Origin of the sequence: Xanthomonas sp. NCPPB 3569 (genome assembly GCF_041475645.2) — a bacterium.
Classification (GTDB): Bacteria; Pseudomonadota; Gammaproteobacteria; order Xanthomonadales; family Xanthomonadaceae; genus Xanthomonas; species Xanthomonas phaseoli.
Window position 1 is genome coordinate 271209 of sequence record NZ_CM192969.1, and the last position, 17784, is coordinate 288992.

At 66.3% G+C, this 17784-nt stretch carries 13 protein-coding genes; 4 read left to right on the forward strand and 9 right to left on the reverse strand.

Features of this window, described 5'->3' with window-relative positions; genetic code table 11:
* Positions 1-95: 95 nt before the first annotated feature.
* The 6 genes from ACCQ03_RS01085 to ACCQ03_RS01110 all read right to left on the reverse strand — a co-directional run bounded on the left by ACCQ03_RS01085 (position 96) and on the right by ACCQ03_RS01110 (position 10259).
* Entirely contained in the window at positions 96-2804 is a 2709-nt protein-coding gene (locus ACCQ03_RS01085) for a glycoside hydrolase family 3 protein (RefSeq protein WP_209227468.1), read from the reverse strand.
* Positions 2805-2806: 2 nt separating this feature from the next.
* Positions 2807-4483 carry a glycoside hydrolase family 43 protein gene (locus ACCQ03_RS01090; RefSeq protein WP_209227470.1) on the reverse strand — a complete coding sequence of 559 codons (1677 nt, stop codon included), beginning with the start codon at positions 4481-4483 and terminating at the stop codon, positions 2807-2809.
* Between the two features lie 23 nt (positions 4484-4506).
* The gene (gene manD / locus ACCQ03_RS01095) at positions 4507-5766 is read right to left on the reverse strand and encodes a D-mannonate dehydratase ManD (RefSeq protein ID WP_057678927.1); all 1260 of its coding nucleotides are present in this window, start codon (positions 5764-5766) and stop codon (positions 4507-4509) included.
* 11 nt (positions 5767-5777) lie between these two features.
* Positions 5778-7742: a sialate O-acetylesterase gene (locus ACCQ03_RS01100; protein WP_209227472.1), complete on the reverse strand. Its 1965-nt coding sequence runs from the start codon at positions 7740-7742 to the stop codon at positions 5778-5780.
* Positions 7739-9934, reverse strand: a complete 2196-nt coding sequence (locus tag ACCQ03_RS01105) for an alpha-glucuronidase family glycosyl hydrolase (RefSeq protein ID WP_209227489.1) — start codon at positions 9932-9934, stop codon at positions 7739-7741. The genes ACCQ03_RS01100 and ACCQ03_RS01105 overlap by 4 nt, the downstream gene beginning before the upstream one ends.
* 118 nt (positions 9935-10052) lie before the next feature.
* Positions 10053-10259, reverse strand: a complete 207-nt coding sequence (locus ACCQ03_RS01110; protein WP_008577822.1) for a hypothetical protein — start codon at positions 10257-10259, stop codon at positions 10053-10055.
* On the opposite strand from ACCQ03_RS01110, the gene ACCQ03_RS01115 reads away from it, so the two are divergent.
* Positions 10159-11178 carry a LacI family DNA-binding transcriptional regulator gene (locus ACCQ03_RS01115; RefSeq protein WP_506185209.1) on the forward strand — a complete coding sequence of 340 codons (1020 nt, stop codon included), beginning with the start codon at positions 10159-10161 and terminating at the stop codon, positions 11176-11178. The genes ACCQ03_RS01110 and ACCQ03_RS01115 overlap by 101 nt on opposite strands.
* A 220-nt stretch (positions 11179-11398) precedes the next feature.
* On the opposite strand, the gene xylA is transcribed toward ACCQ03_RS01115, so the two are convergent.
* Positions 11399-12736 (reverse strand): xylose isomerase, encoded by a 1338-nt coding sequence (gene xylA / locus ACCQ03_RS01120; protein WP_209227474.1) that lies wholly within the window; start codon positions 12734-12736, stop codon positions 11399-11401.
* A gap of 689 nt (positions 12737-13425) precedes the next feature.
* On the opposite strand from xylA, the gene ttcA reads away from it, so the two are divergent.
* The 3 genes from ttcA (at position 13426) to ACCQ03_RS01135 (ending at position 16478) form a co-directional block, all read left to right on the forward strand.
* Positions 13426-14334, forward strand: coding sequence for a tRNA 2-thiocytidine(32) synthetase TtcA (ttcA, locus tag ACCQ03_RS01125; protein ID WP_057679949.1), 909 nt, complete (start codon positions 13426-13428; stop codon positions 14332-14334).
* 60 nt (positions 14335-14394) lie between these two features.
* Entirely contained in the window at positions 14395-15300 is a 906-nt protein-coding gene (locus ACCQ03_RS01130; protein WP_007974628.1) for a recombination-associated protein RdgC, read from the forward strand.
* Positions 15301-15692: 392 nt separating this feature from the next.
* On the forward strand, positions 15693-16478 hold the full coding sequence (locus tag ACCQ03_RS01135) for a YgjP family zinc-dependent metalloprotease (protein ID WP_057679948.1): 786 nt from the start codon (positions 15693-15695) through the stop codon (positions 16476-16478).
* 122 nt (positions 16479-16600) lie between these two features.
* Here ACCQ03_RS01135 and ACCQ03_RS01140 read toward each other — a convergent pair whose 3' ends face one another.
* Positions 16601-16867: a hypothetical protein gene (locus ACCQ03_RS01140; protein ID WP_237377062.1), complete on the reverse strand. Its 267-nt coding sequence runs from the start codon at positions 16865-16867 to the stop codon at positions 16601-16603.
* Positions 16868-16923: 56 nt separating this feature from the next.
* A complete protein-coding gene (locus ACCQ03_RS01145; RefSeq protein WP_057679946.1) occupies positions 16924-17784 on the reverse strand; it encodes an alpha/beta fold hydrolase in 861 nt (286 codons plus the stop codon).

Below are 17784 nucleotides of genomic sequence, written 5' to 3' on the forward strand. Positions count from 1 at the left end.
GATGCCCCTTCACCCCGGAAGGAGAGCGGCTTTCGGGTAATCGCGGCCGAAGGACTTGTCGATCCACGGCCGCATGGCGAGCGTGTCGGCTGCTGTTACTTGTCGGTCACGGTAAAGCGCTGCCTGGCGCGGATATCTGCACTGGAGGCGCCGATCTGCACTTCATAGGCGCCCGGGTCCACCGCATACGCCTTGCGTTGCGCGTCGTAAATGCGCAGCGCGTTGTTTGCGTTGAAGGTGAAGTGCAATTCGCGCTGCTCGCCCGGTTGCAGGGCGATCCGTTGGAATCCATGCAATTCCTTGCCGGCACGTTCGCGTTGCGGGGCGAGCGGATGCAGATACAGCTGCACCACCTCGTCGCCCGCGCGTTGGCCGGTGTTCTTGACCGTGACGGTGGCAGTGAGCGCGCCATCGGCTGCGATGGTGGTGCGGTCCAGGCGCAGACCGGAATAGGCGAACTGCGTGTACGACAGGCCGTGGCCGAACGGATACAGCGGCGTGCCGCCGAAGTAGCGGTAGGTGCGGCCGCGCATGGCGTAGTCGTCGAACGCCGGCAGGGTTTCGCTTTGCTTGTAGAACGTCACCGGCAACCGGCCGCCCGGATTGGCATCGCCGAACAAGACGTCGGCCACTGCCGAGCCGCCGCGCTGGCCCGGATACCAGGCCAACAGGATCGCCGGCAGGTGCTGCTGCGCCCAATCGATGGCCAGCGCCGAGCCGGTGGTCAGCACCGCCACCACCGGCTTGCCGGTGGCTTGCAAGGCTTCGAGCAGGTCGCGCTGCGGCTTGGGCAGGCGCAGGTCGGTACGGTCGCCGCCGGCAAATCCGGGGTAGTTCACCTTCATTTCCTCGCCTTCGACATCGCCGGTCAGGCCGCCGACGAAGACCACCACATCGGCGCTGCGTGCCACGTCCAGCGCCTCCTGCAAGGGCGGCTTGGCCCCGGGTTGCCGCCAGGCCAGGCGCACGGCGGCACCGCGCTCGGCTTCGAAGTATTCCAGCCGCAACTCGTAGGCACGGCCGGCCTGCAGCTGCACATCGACGCCATCGGCGTGCAGGCGGTCGGTGGTCGCCCAGCGGTCGATCACCGGCTTGCCGTCCAGGTACAGGCGCACGCCGTCGTCGGCGGCCGCTTCCAGGTGGTAGGCGCCGGTGGTCGGCGGGACCAGTTGGCCGCTCCAGCGGATGCTGAAGTTGTCCGCCGGCACCGCTTCGCCCGGGCCGGCTTCGCCACGCGCCAGCAGGTTGTCGGTCGGCGAGCCGCGGTCCCATTTGAAGCCGATTTGCGCATCCACGCGCACCAGGGCCGGCTTACCGGACAAGTCGCGATTGCGGAAATACTCGCCACGCAAACCGCGTTCGGGCGAGGTGGCCGACGGCCGCAGGTATTGCGGCTCGATCAGCGGCGTGGCGGCCGGATCGTCGCGCCCCTCGACCAGGTCGGCGCCGCGCGCGTACAGCACCTGCGCATTCGGGGCCGCGGCTCGGATGCCTTGCAGCACGGTGACCGGCGCGGCCGGCGTGCCGTAGTAATTGCCGAGCAGCGCCATGGTGTCGTCGGCGGTGGGGCCGATCACCGCGATGCGTTTGAGCTTGGCGCGCGACAATGGCAACAGGCCATCGTTCTTCAGCAGCACCAACGATTCGCGCGCGGTGCGGCGCGCCAGCGCATCGTGCGCCGGCGATTGGTTGACCGATGCGGGAATCTTCGACCACGGCAACTGCCCGGGCGGATCGAACATGCCCAGGCGCATGCGCGCGGTCATCAAGGTCGTCAACGCGGTGTCGATCTGCGCTTGGTCGATCAGGCCCTGGCGGACCGCCGCCGGCAGGGTGGAATACTCCTCCCCGCATTCCAGTTCGGTGCCGTGCTTGACCGCCAGCGCGGCGGCTTGTTCGCGGGTGGCGACGATCTTGTGGTGCTTCCAGATATCCACGATCGCCCAGCAATCGGACACTACGTAGCCCTTGAAGCCCCATTGCTGGCGCAGCACATCCTGCAGCAGGAACTTGCTGGCGCTGGCCGACTCGCCATACACGCGGTTGTAGGCGCCCATCACCGCATCCACCTTGCCGTCCTTGACCAGCGCCTCGAACGCCGGCAGGTAGGTCTCGTACAGATCGCGCTGCGAGGGACGCGCATCGAAGTGGTGACGATCGGCTTCCGGGCCGCTGTGCACGGCGAAATGCTTGGCGGTGGCGTCGAGCTTGCGGTAGCGCTCGCCCTGCGCATTCTTCGGCGCATCGGCGCCTTCGCCCTGCAGGCCCTGCACGAAGGTCACGCCCATGCGCGCGGTGAGGAAGGGATCCTCGCCGTAGGTCTCCTGGCCGCGGCCCCAGCGCGGATCGCGGAAGATATTGATGTTCGGCGACCAGAACGTCAGCCCTTGATAGCGTTTGTGCTGGTTCTGGCGCAGGAACTGATGGTGCTTGGCACGCGCCTCGTCGCTGATCGCGGTGGCGACCTCGTGCATCAGCGGCAGGTCGAAGGTGGCGGCCATGCCGATCGCTTGCGGGAACACCGTCGCCCCGCCGGCGCGCGCCACGCCATGCAGCGCCTCGTTCCACCAATCGTAGGCCGGCACGCCCAGGCGCGGAATCGCCGGCGCGGCGTTCTGCATCTGCGCGGCCTTTTCTTCCAGTGTCATGCGCGACACCAGATCGGCCGCGCGCGCCTCGAAAGAACGCTGCGTGTCCAGATACGGTGGCGGCGTAGCGGCCTGGGCAGCGCCTGCAGCGCACCCCACTGCGAGCAGGACACCGTGCGCGAGCGAACGAAGCGGAGCGGGCGGATGCGAAGGCATGGTCAGTCCTGTTGAGGGCGGTCGGGGTGCGATTGGGCGAACGGCCCGATCGTGCTGCCGACGAAGCCGCCGGCCTGTGCGGTGCTGAGAAAGCTGGCGTCGTCGTTGCGGCGTAGCGATTGCCAGCCGCGGCCATCGGCATCGAAGGCGAAGCTGTAGGCACCGCCATCGCCGCTGATTTGCAGCCGCAGCTGCGCAGTGGCCGGGATGCGGGTCTGCGCCAGCGTGGTGGTGACCGCGCCATCGCGCTTGTCCAGGAACACCTGCACGGCGTTGCCATCGCGACGAATGCCGAGCGCGTACCACGCGGTGGAATTCTGAAATGCGGCCAAGCCTGCACTGATGCCTGCCTGGGCCGGCACCTCCAGTGCGGTGCTGGCGGTGAAATGCAGATGTTGCTGGCGGCGTGCGAGAAACGCGGGCGTTCCGCTACCGTCCAGCCCTTGTGCGTTGGCGTGCAGCGTCAACCAGCCTGCCCGCGTACGCAGGTCGGCCACATCCTGCTTTGGCACGCGCACGGTCAGCCATTCGCGCTGCAAAGTGGCCTGATCGAAGTCGTCGTGCCAGACGAAGTTGCCCGACAACGGCGCCTGCGTGGCACCTGCCTTCATGCCAGTCGGCGCCTTGGCGATGTAGGGGATTGGCTGCCCGGCCGGCAGGATCGAGGGCCAGCCATCGCGCCACTGCACCGGCAGCAAAAACGTTTCGCGCCCGGTGTTGTAGCGATCGCCCGCGTAGGGACGGCTTGCGAGAAACACCGCCCACCACTGTCCGTCGGGCGTATCGACCAGATCCACGTGGCCGGCATTGCTGATCGGGTGCGCGCGCTCGGCCGGCAGATCGCGTTGGGTCAGGACGGGGTTGTTCGGTGCGGGTGCATACGGCCCCCACACGTTGCGGCTGCGCAACACCACCTGCGAATGCTGCGGCCCGGTGCCGCCCTCGGCACACGAGAGGTAGTACCACCCGTCGCGTTGATACAGGTGCGGGCCTTCGATCCAGATCGGCTTGCTGGCCAGATCCACGCCGCCATTGAGCAACACCTTGCGCGGACCGACCGGCGCATTCTTTGCGATATCGAAACGCTGCATCCAGATCGCGCGATGCCCCTCGTACAACGGCGTGCCTTCCGGCGGGCCGTTGTTGAGCAGGTACGCGCTGCCATCGGTATCGAAGAACAGGGACGGGTCGATGCCGTCGATGCTGGGCAACCAGGTCAGTGCCGACCATGGGCCCGCCGGATGGCTGGCACTGGCGATGAAATTGCCGCCGCTGTCGACCGAGGTGCCCACCACGTAGAAGCGCCCGTCATGATGGCGGATGCTGGCGGCATACATCCCGCGCGACATGCGCAGCCCGTCGTAATCGAGCTGCTCGCGGCGTTCGACCACGTTGCCGATCTGCGTCCAATGCACAAGATCGGTACTCTCGAACACCGGGATCGCCGGAAAGTACGTAAACGTCGAATTGACCAGGTAATAGCGCTCGCCCACGCGGGTGATACTGGGATCGGGATAGAACCCAGCCAGCACCGGATTGCGGTAATGCCCGGCCGGCAGCGGCGTGGCGAAGACCGCATCGTCGCCGCGGTACTCGAACCAGTCGAACGCGACATCCGCAGACGTTTGCGCCTGCGCCTGCGCGTTCGCAGGCGCCGCCAAGGCCACCAGCAGGGCCATACACGTGGCAGATAACGCGCGCATCACCAGTCCCACATCGCGCCGTCTTCCAGTCGCGCGATCGGCAGCTGCTTGGGCACGTAGGGATACTTCGCTGCAAGCGCTTCGTCGATGTCCACGCCATGCCCCGGTGTCTCGCCGCAGTGCAGGCGGCCATCGCGGAATTGGTAGTCGTGCGGGAACACCGCATTGGCCTCGTCGGAATGGAACATGTATTCCTGGATGCCGAAGTTGGGCACCCAGGTGTCGAAGTGCAAGGCGGCGCCCATGCACACCGGCGACAGGTCGGTGGCGCCGTGAAAGCCGGTGCGCACCTGATGCAGCGCGGCGAAATCGGCCAGCCGGCGCACATGGGTGATGCCGCCGGCATGGACGATCGTGGTGCGGATGTAGTCGATCAGCTGCTGCTCGATCAGATGCTTGCAGTCCCAGATCGAATTGAACACCTCGCCCACTGCCAGCGGCGTCACGGTGTGCTGGCGGATGAGCTCGAACGCACGCTGGTTTTCCGCCGGGGTGGCATCTTCCAGCCAGAACAACCGGTACGGCTCCAGGTCGCGGCCCAGCCGCGCCGCTTCGATCGGGGTGAGCCGGTGATGCGCGTCATGCAGCAGTTCGATCTCGTCGCCATGGTCGGCGCGCAGTTGCTCGAACAGGCGCGGCACGACACCGAGGTAGCGCGGCGTGGACCACACGGTTTCGGTGGGCAGCTCGCTTTCGGCCGGTTCGTACGGCTTGCCGCCGACAGAAATGCCGTAGGTCTTCTTGATGCCGGGCACGCCGCATTGCGCGCGGATCGCGATAAAGCCCATCTCGCGGAAGCGGCCCACTTCGTCGCTGGTTTCGGCAATATCGCGCCCGTTCGCATGCCCATATACCAGCGCCCCTTCGCGTGAGCGTCCGCCAAGCAGCTGATACAGCGGCATGCCGGCCATCTTGCCCAGGATGTCCCACAACGCCACATCCACTGCGGCAATCGCGCTCATCGTCACCGGCCCGCGCCGCCAGTACGCGCCGCGGTAGAAGAACTGCCAGATGTCTTCGATGCGTCCGGCATCGCGACCAATCAGGTTCGGCACCAGGTGTTCCTGCAGGTAGGCGGCCACTGCCAGTTCGCGCCCGTTGAGCGTGGCATCGCCTACGCCGGTGACGCCCGAACGCGTGCGGATCTTCAAGGTGACGAAATTGCGCCCCGGGCAGGTGACGATGACGCGCGCCTCGACGATCTCGCGGTCGCGGGCAGAACCTTGCAGCGGTGCAGGGGAGTCGGAAGTCTGTGACATCGTGATCTCGCTCAGGGGGAAGAGGTGGCAGTGATGGGAAGTTCGAACGGGCCAGCCGGCAGGCCGCTGCGGTCGTACAAGGTGCACACCGGGCTGTCGGCCCAGCAGTAACGCACCCGCGTGGCCTGCACGCCGGCGGGAACACCCAGGCTGATCTCGCGCCCGGACAGCGTGGCACTGGCATAGCGGCAGCTGCCGGCCGCATCGCCGCAGAGCTCGAAGCCGATCGGCGCGTCGTTGCCGTAACTCACCAGCGTGATGTCGACATCGTCGAAGCCGATGCGCACGCTCTCGCCGGCGCGGCGTGCGCTGCGCGGCACCGGCCCGGAAGGCGCAATCGTCTCGCCATACACCACATGCCGCGCGACGCGTGCCAGGCGCCGGCCCAGCTCCTGTTTGTTGGCCGGATGGATGTCGTAGCGGTCGCCGATATCGATCGCCACCGCCAATCCTGCGTGCGCGTCGTTGGCGACGAAACGCCGCTGCGCTTCGCGCAATTGCGCCCAACCGCTGTCGGTCGGCTGGGTAGGCGGTGCGCCGTAATTGGCCAGCTGCACCACCAGCAACGGCAGGACTGCGCCGAAGCGCTGCCGCCAGTCGCGCTGCCAGGCCGTGAGCAAGGCCGGATAACGCGCTGCATCGCCGGTATTGGATTCGCCCTGGTACCACAGCACGCCACGCAGGCCCAGGTGTTCCAGCGGCGCGATCATGCCGTTGTACAAGGTGGTCAGCCCGGCCGCCGACGACCACGGTGCGCGCGGAGGCATGCCCACTGCCTGCGGCACGATGCGGTATTGCCAGGGCGCGTCCAGCGCCACGGTGCTGCCATCGGCAAATTGCAGTGCGCGCGATGGCGCGTCGCCCAGCAGCCCGCCGCGTCGATAGGTATTGAGCACATTGAGCACGATGCTGTTGCGCCCGGCATGCAGCCGTCCGCGCGGCAGCGCGTAGCGACGCGGCTGGTCCGCGCCATAGCTGCTGCCCACGCCGCGTCCGTTGACCCAGGTCTGATCCAGCTCGTCCACTGGCCCCAGCAACAACGTGGCGTCCTGCGCGGCCTGTGCCGGTGTCAGCTCCACGCTGGTGCGGTACCAGACCATGCCGTTGAAGCCGACCAGTTGCGGCACGCCCCAGTCGTCCCATGCGCCCAAGGCCGGCGGCGCGTTCTGCCAGTCGCCGGGCGCATCCGGCTGCCACGGCTCGCCTTCGCCATGCGCATGCCACCAGGTTTCCCACAGCGCGGCCCAACGCGGTGCGGCCGCGACCGGATCGGTTGCATAACGTGCCAGCACATCCAGTGCCGGACCATCGTCGCCAGCGGCACGCAAGGCCTTGTCGCCGATCCAGGCCTGCAGTTGCGAACCGCCCCACGATGCATTGATCAGCCCCATCGGCACGTCGACTTGCTTCTGCAACTCGCGTGCGAAGTAGTAACAGGCGGCCGAAAAATCCTTCACCGTCTCCGGTGTGGTGGGCTGCCAGGTTGCAGTGCCGCCGAAACCGCGTTGCGGTGTCGGGCTGGATTGCGCAGGCACCTTGAACATGCGGATGCTGGGGTGGTCGGCATCGGCAATCTCGCTGCGCGAATCCAGCGTGCGATGCACCTGCAATTCCATGTTCGATTGCCCCGAACACAGCCAGACATCGCCGATCAGCACATCATCGATCTGCTGCATCGCACCGTTGCCCGTGCTGGCCTTCAGGCTGTACGGGCCGCCGGCAGCGTGCGCGGGCAAGCGCGCTTCCCAGTGACCTTGCCGGTCTGCGCGAGCCTGCACCTGCGCACGCTCCAGTTGCACGGTGACCCGCGTGCCCGGCGCCGCATCGCCCCACAGGCGGATCGGCGCATCGCGCTGCAGCACCGCATGGTCCTGAAACACCGGATGCAGCAGCGGCGCATCCGCTGCGCTGGCAAGGTATGGCAGCAGCAACGCCGACAGCGTGCCGATCACTCTCTTTACGCGATATGCGCTCACTTCGGATTCCCCGGTGCATACGGAAATGTCAGTGCCTGGTAATACGCCAGCGGCTGCGCCGGCGGGCTGACGCCTGCAGGCAGCGAGCGCCCGGACACGCTCTGGAAATAGGCGATGCTGGCATCGCGCCACCACTGCGCCTCCCGTTGCTGGATCGCCAGGAAATCGGCGACCTGCTGGTAGCGCTGTGCATCGATCTTCCCGGCCAGACCCTGCCAGGTCGTGCGCATCGCAGTCACCTCGGCCACGCCATGGTCGTAACGCCACACCAGTTCGTCCCACAGCGGCCTGCCGGAGGCCATGCGGTGATCCCACGGCACATGATGGAACCACAGCAACAGCTGCTCGGGTACGCGCTGCACGTCGCCGAACACGCGCGCCACCGGCGGGGCATATTGCGCAACGGCATTGCTGCCGCTGGCACTGCGGTCGAAGCCAATACCATTGCGGTCGGCGCGGTGGTAATACACCGGGTCCCAGTCCGGACGTTCGCTGCCTGTATCCCACGGCGCCGGGCCGTAATGGTGGCCGCGCCCCATCAGGTGGTGCAGGCCGAGCGGGGTCATGTAATCCACCACCGCCTCGCGCGAGCGCAGCATCATGGAAACCACCGGCTCGACCACCGCCGGATCGTTGGAAAACGTCATGCGCGCCCATTCCTGCGCAATCGCGCGCGGCGACAGCTGCGGGTCCCACGCCAGCCGCCCGTATGCGTACCAGTTGGCCTGATCGAAGATCGAGCCGCTCCAGTTGCGATCGGCGCCGATATTGGCCACGCCGGCGATACCGGTCAGCCGTGTGCGTTTGCTGTCGGTAAACAAGCGGCCATCCACTGTCTTTGCAACGGTCGAGCCCTTGCCGCGCGTATAGGTGTCCGCTTGCAAGGTCTCGGAAAACAGCGGGCCCAGATAGGCCAGGTGGGTGGAAAAGCCCAGATATTCCTTGGTGATCTGGAATTCCGGCATCAATGGCGTCTTGCGCATCGCACCGAACAACGGGTGAAACGGCTCGCGTGGCTGGAAGTCGATCGCCCCGTTTTTCACCTGCACGATCACGTTGTCGGCAAAGGCGCCATCCAGCGGCACGAACTCGCTGTAGGCCTGCTTGGCGCGGTCGTCCGGCTGCTCATGCGAGTAGACGAAGGCGCGCCACATCACCACCCCGCCATGCGGCGCCAGCGCATCGGCCAGCAGGTTCGCGCCATCGGCGTGGCTGCGTCCATAGTCCTGCGGACCGGGCTGGCCTTCGGAGTTGGCCTTGACCAGGAACCCGCCGAAATCCGGAATGCGTGCATAGATGGCGTCGGCGGTGTCGCGCCACCAGCGCTGTACCTGCGGGTCCAGCGGGTCGGCGGTGGTCAGGCCACCGATTTCGATCGGCGCGCTGAAGCGCGCGCTGAGGAACACACGAATCCCGTACGGACGAAACACCTTCGCCAGGGCGGCCGCCTTGTCAAGGTAGTCCGGCGTCAGGCTCCAGGCCTTGGCGTTGACGTTGTTGAGCACGGTTCCATTGATGCCCAGCGATGCATTGGCACGCGCGTAGTCGGTGTAGCGCGGATCCAGATAGCCGGGCAGCGTCTGCCAGTTCCACAGCGAAGCGCCGGCATAGCCGCGTTCCACCAGACCATCGAGATTGTCCCAATGATTGAGCATGCGCAGCTGCAAGCGTGGCGATGCGCGCACATCCACCGCTGTGAGCGACTGCCCGGTCTGCAGCAGACGCAACAGGTGGAATGTGCCGTACAACACGCCGATATCGCTGCCGCCGACAATGGCGGTGACCTGATGCCCATTTAGGTCGGCGCGACGAATCAGGTAGCCATCGCGGCCCAACTGGCATGTATCGAGCCGCAGGGCGGCAATCTGTGGCGCGCTGGCGGCGCCCAAGACGATGGCGCCATCTTGCGTCACCGCGTCCACGCGTGGCGGTGTGCTTCCCAACAATCCCTGCAGGCCGCGCGCCAGTTCATCGCGTGCTGCGTGCACGGTGGGCGATTGGCCGACGATGACCAGTTCGCTGGCGTTCTGGCGCAATTGCGCGGCATTGGCCAGCGGTTGGTAGCGCAACCATAGATCGTAGCCATCTTCTGCGTGCGCGTTGATGGTGACCAACACGCCGCTGCATAACAGTGCCAGCCACATGACGGCCTGCAGCGTAAATGCGCCGACACCCGTGTCATGCCGCGGCATTGCAGACCGGCTCATGCGGCATGCTCGAGCGTCACCGGCGCAGGCAGGCGCATATCGCCGCTCTGCCTGCTTCCCGGTACCATGGCTCGCACCGGCATACCTGCACTCGGCGTCCGCGTTACCGCAGCAGCGCCCGTGCATCCCGCAGCTTTCGCACGCATTTGAAGAGGCCACGCTTGGAGAAGGTCAGGAAATCGGTCCGCCGCACCAGCCGCGCGACTACCATCGACGAGGTGGCAGCGCTGGCAAAGGTCTCGCCGATGACGGTCTCGCGCGTGGTCAACAACACCGGAAGCGTGCGCGATGCCACCCGCGAACGGGTCATGCGCGCGGTCGACAAGCTCGGCTACACGCCCAATCTTGCCGCCAGCGCATTGGCGGCCGCGCAGAGCACGCGGATTGCGTTGATCTACAGCGATCCCAGCGGCGCCTACTTGCGCGAGTTGCTGCTGGGCGTGTTGCGGGTGGCATCGCGTACGTCGATCCAGCTGGTGATCGACTGCTGGGACGACCTGGACGCCGATGCCGAACGCAAGGCGGCGCGCAAGCTCGCCAAGGGCGTTGCCGGTGTGATCCTGCCGCCGCCGTTGTGCGAATCCAGGGCCGCAGTGCTGGAGTTGGTGCGCGCCAAGGTGCCGGTGGTGGCGATCGCCTCCAACCATTTCAGCCCGGATGTCGCATGTGTGCGCATCGACGAATTCGCTGCAGCCAAAGAGATCACCGAACACCTGATCGCACAGGGGCATACGCGCATCGGCTACATCGCCGGGCATCCGAATCTGTCGGCCAGCACGCGGCGCTTCGAAGGCTTTCAGGCGGCGTTGGCCGACGCCGGGCTGCGTCTGGATCGGCACCTGGTGCAGCCGGGCGATTACACCTACAAATCCGGCCTGGTCGCCGCGGAGAAGTTGCTGGCGCGCAAACGTCGCCCCAGCGCCATCTTCGCCAGCAACGACGACATGGCCGCCGCGGCAATCTCGGTCGCGCACCGGCGCGGTCTGGATGTGCCGCGCGATCTGTCGGTGGTCGGGTTCGACGACACCTCTGCCGCCACTGCGGTGTGGCCGGAAATCACCACCGTGCAGCAGCCCATCGCCGCCATGGCCGATGCCGCGCTGGACATCTTGCTGAAGACGATTCGCGCCAAGGAGCGTACGGCAAGGATGGTCGATCATGTGGTCGCGCACCTGCTGGTCAAGCGGGATTCGGTAGCCGCACCGACAGCGGACGATGCGGCCGAGTAAACGTAGCGATCAGACCACTGCATGCCGCAAGCCGGATGTGGTCGCCTCGCAGGCTTGCATGCAACACACCAAAATTGCCGGTGTGCGCTCATGTGTCTGGTGAGCACGCATCACGTCGGCAGCCAGTGCTGGCCGCCGCAGTGTGGTCGCAGGCCCACCGTCGCCATGCAGACAGTCATGGTACGCGCCAGGTGAGGCGAAGCGCGTGCAGTGGCAATGCTCAACGCGTCAGATACTGATTGATCAGGTTTTCGTACGCTTCCTGGCGGCCGCTGATCTGCCGGGGCGCATTGCCGGCCGCATGCTTGGCCAGATCCGCCAGCGTGGTCTTGCCTGCGGCAAAGTCCGCGCCCGCGCCGCTGTCGAAGCTGGCGTAACGCTCGGCGCGCCACTGTTCCAGCGGCGAGGCGGTCAACAGCGCGTTGGCCACTTCCAGCCCGCGGGCGAACGCGTCCATGCCGCCGATGTGGGCCAGGAACAGGTCCTGCGGGTCGGACGATTCGCGCCGCACCTTGGCATCGAAGTTCAGCCCGCCCGGTGCCAGACCGCCCTGCCGCAGCACCACCAGCATGGCGCCGACGGTGTCGTACAGATCGGTCGGGAACTGGTCGGTGTCCCAGCCGTTCTGCGGGTTGCCGCGGTTGGCATCGATGCTGCCGAGCAGGCCGGCATCGGATGCCACCTGCAGATCGTGCTCGAAGCTATGGCCGGACAAGGTGGCGTGGTTGGCTTCGATGTTGAGCTTGAAATCCTGGTCCAGGCCATGCTGACGCAAGAAGCCGATTACGGTGGCGCTATCGAAATCGTACTGGTGCTTCATCGGCTCCATCGGCTTGGGCTCGATCAGGAAGTTGCCCTTGAAGCCGATCGCGCGACCGTAATCGCGTGCCAGGGTGAGGAAGCGCGCCATGTTGTCCTGCTCGCGCTTCATCTGCGTGTTGTGCAGGCAGGCATAGCCTTCGCGCCCGCCCCAGAACACATAGTTTTCGCCGCCCAGCTCCACCGTGGCCTCGATCGCGGCCTTGACCTGCACCGCCGCACGCGCCACGACATTGAAGTCCGGGTTGGTCGAGGCACCATTCATGTAGCGCGGGTGCGAGAACAGGTTGGCCGTGCCCCACAGCAGCTTGATGCCGGTGTCGGCCTGGCGCTGCTTGGCAACGCCCACCATGTGCTTGAGATTGCTCTCGTATTGGCCAATGTCATCGGCATCCGGCGACAGGTCGATGTCGTGGAAGCAGTAGTACGGCACGCCGAGCTTGGTGACGAACTCGAACGCCGCATCGGCCTTGGCTTCGGCACGGTTCAACGCGGTATCGCCCACATCCCACGGATACGCACGCGTGCCCGGGCCGAACGGATCGGCGCCATTGCCGCAGAAGCTGTGCCAGTAGGCAACGGCAAAGCGCAGATGCTCGGCCATGGTCTTGTCGCCGATGGTCTTGTTGGCGTCGTAGACCTTGAACGCGAGCGGGTTGTCCGAATCGCGGCCTTCGAAACCGATCTGGCCGATGCCGGGGAAATATTCTTTCGCGCCGATGTACACGGTGTTGCTCATGGGGTGAACTCCTGCAGAAAGGGGGTGTCATGGGGGAGGGGGTTGGCATCGACACACTGCGACGCCGGCACGCGCAACGACTAGTGGCGCCGCGTCGCTGCAGCGCATCTGTGCATGCGTGTACCGCTACGCACTGCACAGAATGTTAGCGCTATCAAAAAGCCGACTGAAAAAAGCCGCGCCATATAGCGAAGCCGAAGGTGTCATGCCGATCCCAGCTGAAACGGTCTTGCAGACTTTACCCAGCCCGCCGCCGAAAGGCTTGCTGCGCTGCGAGATGCGAGCTGTTGCGTGGCGGCGGGGTGCGGTGATGTCTGGTGGGTTGGGGCGTACGACCCTCACCCGCCCTTCGGGCACCCTCTCCCGCGCGCGGGAGAGGGGACTTGCAGAGCGATTGGACGGTCGCGTCTTCTTCGGCGGGCACCCGCGCGCCCGCACGGGCGGCGGGACCGTCAAGAGGGAGTCGCCAAGAACAGGAGATCGCCAGGAGAGGGCACTGACGCAGGAGATCGCTAGCAGAGGACACTGACGGAAACGGGCTGGGTGGAAGCGCTCCCCCCTTGGACGAGGGCTTGCTTCCTTCCCCCGTTCACGGGGGAAGGTGCCCGAAGGGCGGATGGGGGCAGCCACCTCCGGCCTCACGACCAAGTCTCAACCCCAATCCCCCCGGCAGCTACAATGGGCGGCTCATGACCGCTGTCCTGCCGCTGCCGCAACCCCTGGCCGACCCCGCGCCGCGCACCGCGCGCCCGCGGTTGCCGTCCGATCAGCTGCGCCTGGGCAAACGGCTGCAGCGCCAGGTGGGCCAGGCGATCGCCGACTTCGGCATGATCGAGGCCGGCGACAAGGTGATGGTGTGCTTGTCCGGTGGCAAGGACAGCTACACCTTGCTGGACATGCTGCTGCAGTTGCAGCGCAAGGCGCCGGTGCCGTTCACGCTGGTGGCGGTGAACCTGGACCAGAAGCAGCCGGAGTTTCCCGCCGAGGTGCTTCCCCGCTATCTGCGCGAGCAGGGCGTGCCGTTCGACATCGTCGAGCAGGACACCTACTCGGTGGTCAGCCGGGTGATCCCGGCCGGCAAGACGATGTGTTCGCTGTGCTCGCGGCTGCGGCGCGGCGCCTTGTACGCCTACGCGCAGGCGCATGGGGTGACCAAGATCGCGCTCGGCCACCACCGCGACGACATCGTTGCCACGTTCTTCATGAACCTGTTTCACCACGCGCGCCTGGCCGCGATGGCGCCCAAGCTGCGCAGCGACGACGGTGCGCATGTGGTGATCCGCCCGCTGGCCTATGTGCGCGAAGCCGATATCGCCGCCTACGCACAGCTGCGCCAGTTCCCGATCATTCCGTGCAACCTGTGCGGTAGCCAGCAGAACCTGCAGCGCCAGCAGGTGGGCCGCATGCTGCAGCAATGGGACCGCGACCATCCGGGGCGGGTGGAACAGATTGCGCGCGCGCTGGGCGACGTACGGCCCGAGCAACTGGCCGACCGCGCCTTGTTCGATTTCCTGGCGCTGGGCCGCCGCTCCGACGCCAGCGCGCCCGATCCCACCGCCTGGCACGCCGCCGGCGACAGCACACACGATAGCGACTGACGCGCCCGTTCGGTCGCCGTCGGTCTTCCACCTCCACGTTTGTCTTCTTCGGTCCAACGCATGTTCTTTCGCAATCTCACCCTGTTCCGTTTTCCCACCACGCTGGATTTCTCCGAGATCGACACGCTGCTGCCGCAAGTGCAGCTCAAGCCGGTCGGCCCGCTGGAAATGAGTTCGCGCGGTTTCATTTCGCCGTTCGGCCGCGACGAGCAGGAAGTGCTCTCGCACCGTCTGGAAGATTTTCTGTGGCTCACCGTCGGCGGCGAGGACAAGATCCTGCCCGGCGCGGTGGTCAACGACCTGCTCGAGCGCAAGGTGGCCGAAATCGAGGAAAAGGAAGGCCGTCGCCCCGGTGGCAAGGCACGCAAGCGCCTCAAGGACGACCTGATCCATGAGCTGCTGCCGCGCGCCTTCGTCAAGAGTTCGCGCACCGACGCCATCCTGGACCTGCAGCACGGCTACATCGCGGTCAACAGCTCCAGCCGCAAGAGCGGCGAGAACGTGATGAGCGAGATCCGTGGCGCGCTCGGCAGCTTCCCGGCGCTGCCGCTCAATGCCGAAGTGGCTCCGCGCGCCATTCTCACCGGCTGGATCGCCGGCGAGCCCTTGCCCGAAGGCCTCAGCCTGGGCGAAGAGTGCGAAATGAAGGACCCGATCGAAGGCGGCGCGGTGGTCAAGTGCCAGCACCAGGAACTGCGCGGCGACGAGATCGACAAGCACCTGGAGGCCGGCAAGCAGGTCACCAAGCTGGCGCTGGTGCTGGACGACAATCTGTCGTTCGTGCTCGGCGACGATCTGGTGATTCGCAAGCTCAAGTTCCTCGACGGCGCCCTGGATCAGCTCGAACACAGCGAGGACGACGGCGCACGCGCCGAACTCGACGCACGCTTTGCGTTGATGAGCGCCGAGATCCGCCGCTTGTTCCTGTTGCTGGAAACCGCGTTGAAGTTGAGCAAGGCCGAGTAACCGGTTTTCCAACTGTGGCGGCGTTGTCAGGCGCGATTCGATACATGAGTGAAAAGCGGTGAGTCGACGGTGCGGTGGGCTCACTGCGCGCAGGACACGCCGTGAGCCCTCTCTGAGAGTCGATGGCGGCATCCGCACCGCCATCGGTCCCGCCAGCGGTCAGTACACCGCGCCAAGGCGTTCTTGCGCTGCTTTCGTGAAGGGCATACGTGGGATGTGTCCTGCGACGGTGGTGGACACGGACCGGGCGCGACGCAGATCGGCTGCTCTGCGACTGATCCATCGGTTGGCCAATCGCGCCCAGGCAGGGCATCGATCACGGTCTGGCCATCACCGCGTGCGGCAGTCAACGCGTCTCACCGCCTGACACATCGCGGCGGTATCCTGTGCGCATGTTCAAGCCCGTCCGCCGCCTGATTGTTCCGCCCTCGCAGGTTGTCGAACGCGACTGCGTGCACGTGCAGCTGGACGGCCGCGATATCGCGGTGCTGCGCGTGCGCGACCCGCGTGCGCGACGCATCAAACTCAGCGTCGACGAGCGCGGCGCACGGCTGACCTTGCCGCTGCGCGCAAGCCTGATTTCCGGCGAACGGTTTCTGCATGCGCATCTGGACTGGCTGACCACGCAGCTGTCGCGGTATCAGCAGGTCGATGCGTTTCCTGCGCTTGAGCGTGGCGTACCCGGGCAACTGCCGCTGCGCGGCGCGTTGCTGCCGTTGAGCTGGCACGAAGGGCGCTACGCACGCATCGATATCACCGACGACGGGGCGCAGTTCCATGTGCCCACCCGTGTGGGCGATGCCGGCTTGCGCCGCACCTTGAAGGAATTCTACGAAGCGCAGGCGCGCGCCGATGTTGGTCGCTGGTTGCCGGGTTATCTGCCCGGCCTGCCGCGCGCACCGGCACGACTGCGGCTGAAGGTGATGTCATCGCAGTGGGGCTCGCTCGCACCGGATGGCTCGATGGCGTTGGACCTGGCGCTGGTGCTTGGTCGCCCTTCCGCGTTCGAATACGTGCTGGTGCACGAGCTCTGCCACCTGGTACAGGCCAACCACTCGCCCGCGTTCTGGGCCGAAGTGGAGCAACGTTTTCCCAGTTGGCGCGAAGAGCGCAGTTACTTTCACGAACACGGCCGCCAGCTCAAGGCGCAGCTGCGGCGGCTGCTGCAGGCGCAGTGACCCAGGCGTAGCGCGCGGCTGCGATGACGTGCCTTCGCGGCAGTGGCAAGGCTGCGGCAACAGCAACGGGCGATCGGTGCGGCCGGCATCAGCGAGTGGTCAACGCTGCAGCGAAGACGCCGCTAGCGCCACGCGTAGGAGGCAGCCCGGGCAAGTTGCCGGCAGGCCAGCGGCGACAGCCAGGCAACGCGTTTTGACAGGGCGTGTTCTGCAGCCGCAACGCCTGCGTCCAGGGTGCGCGCCGACATCCAGTGGTCGGCGTGACACGCCGCTGCCCACGCCTGGTCCAACAGGACGCGATCGCCTGCATCCAGGTCGGCAGCGGCGCGCACGGCCTGGAGAAAGGTCCACGGCGCATGCCACCGATCGAAGGATTCAAGTGCGCTCACGACACGGGCAGCATCGGCCATGGGTCTAGTTCGCCTGCACGATTCGCCTCTGCGCATCACACATGGCGCACATCATCCAAGAAGCCATTGATCACCGCCGCGACTGCTTCGGGCATTTCCATGTGTACGTGGTGGGTGCCGGGCAGCAGCTGCAAGCGTGCATCGCGCATCATCGCCACGCGGTGGTCGCGCAATGCGTCCGGGAAATACGGCTGCGCGGGCGTGGCGAAGATCGCCTGGGCGGGGCAGGCGATGGAGGCCAGCAGCACGTCGATCTGCGCTTCGGTCATGCGGATGGCGGTGGGCAGGGTCAGGCGCGGGTCGCTGCACCAGCTGTAGCCACCTTCCACCACGCGGACGCCGCGTTCGACCAGCAGCCGTGCAGCCGGTTCGGTGAGTTGGTTGGCCATCATGCGCGCGCGCACAGGCATCTCCATCGACGGAAACACCCGCAGCGGCCGCTCTGCCAACGTGCGTGCCGAGGCGACGGCATCGCGCAGGCGGGTGGCGGTGGTTTCCACGGGCTCGGCCAGTGCGCCCAGCGCCTCGATGGCGATCAAGGCTTCCACGCGCTCGGGCGCAGCGGCGGCCAGCAGGCTGGCAATGCCGCCTCCCATCGAGTGGCCGAGCAAGGTGAAGCGCTGCCAGCCCAGGGCATCGGCGACCTGCAACAAGATGGCGATCGCGCTGCTGAGCGTGTATTCGGCGCCTACCGGCAGCCAAGCGCTGTGGCCATGGCCCGGCAGATCCAGCAGCACCAGATCCAGCTCCTGCGCGGGCAGATGCGCGCTCAGCGGCACGAAGCTGGCCGCATTATCCAGCCAGCCATGCAAGGCCAGCACCCGGCGCGGGCCGCGATCTTGGTTGCGCAATCCGGTGACCCGGCCGATGGCGAGGTCGCACGCAAACGGCTCCAA

What these genes read in the sequence shown, in the direction of transcription:
- ACCQ03_RS01085 (WP_209227468.1), bottom strand. Translation starts at nt 2,804, where the DNA reads ATGCCTTCGCATCCGCCCGCTCCGCTTCGTTCGCTCGCGCACGGTGTC.
- ACCQ03_RS01090 (WP_209227470.1), bottom strand. Translation starts at nt 4,483, where the DNA reads ATGGCCCTGCTGGTGGCCTTGGCGGCGCCTGCGAACGCGCAGGCGCAG.
- manD (WP_057678927.1), bottom strand. Translation starts at nt 5,766, where the DNA reads ATGTCACAGACTTCCGACTCCCCTGCACCGCTGCAAGGTTCTGCCCGC.
- ACCQ03_RS01105 (WP_209227489.1), bottom strand. Translation starts at nt 9,934, where the DNA reads ATGCCGCGGCATGACACGGGTGTCGGCGCATTTACGCTGCAGGCCGTC.
- ACCQ03_RS01110 (WP_008577822.1), bottom strand. Translation starts at nt 10,259, where the DNA reads ATGACCCGTTCGCGGGTGGCATCGCGCACGCTTCCGGTGTTGTTGACC.
- xylA (WP_209227474.1), bottom strand. Translation starts at nt 12,736, where the DNA reads ATGAGCAACACCGTGTACATCGGCGCGAAAGAATATTTCCCCGGCATC.
- ttcA (WP_057679949.1), top strand. Translation starts at nt 13,426, where the DNA reads ATGACCGCTGTCCTGCCGCTGCCGCAACCCCTGGCCGACCCCGCGCCG.
- ACCQ03_RS01130 (WP_007974628.1), top strand. Translation starts at nt 14,395, where the DNA reads ATGTTCTTTCGCAATCTCACCCTGTTCCGTTTTCCCACCACGCTGGAT.
- ACCQ03_RS01135 (WP_057679948.1), top strand. Translation starts at nt 15,693, where the DNA reads ATGTTCAAGCCCGTCCGCCGCCTGATTGTTCCGCCCTCGCAGGTTGTC.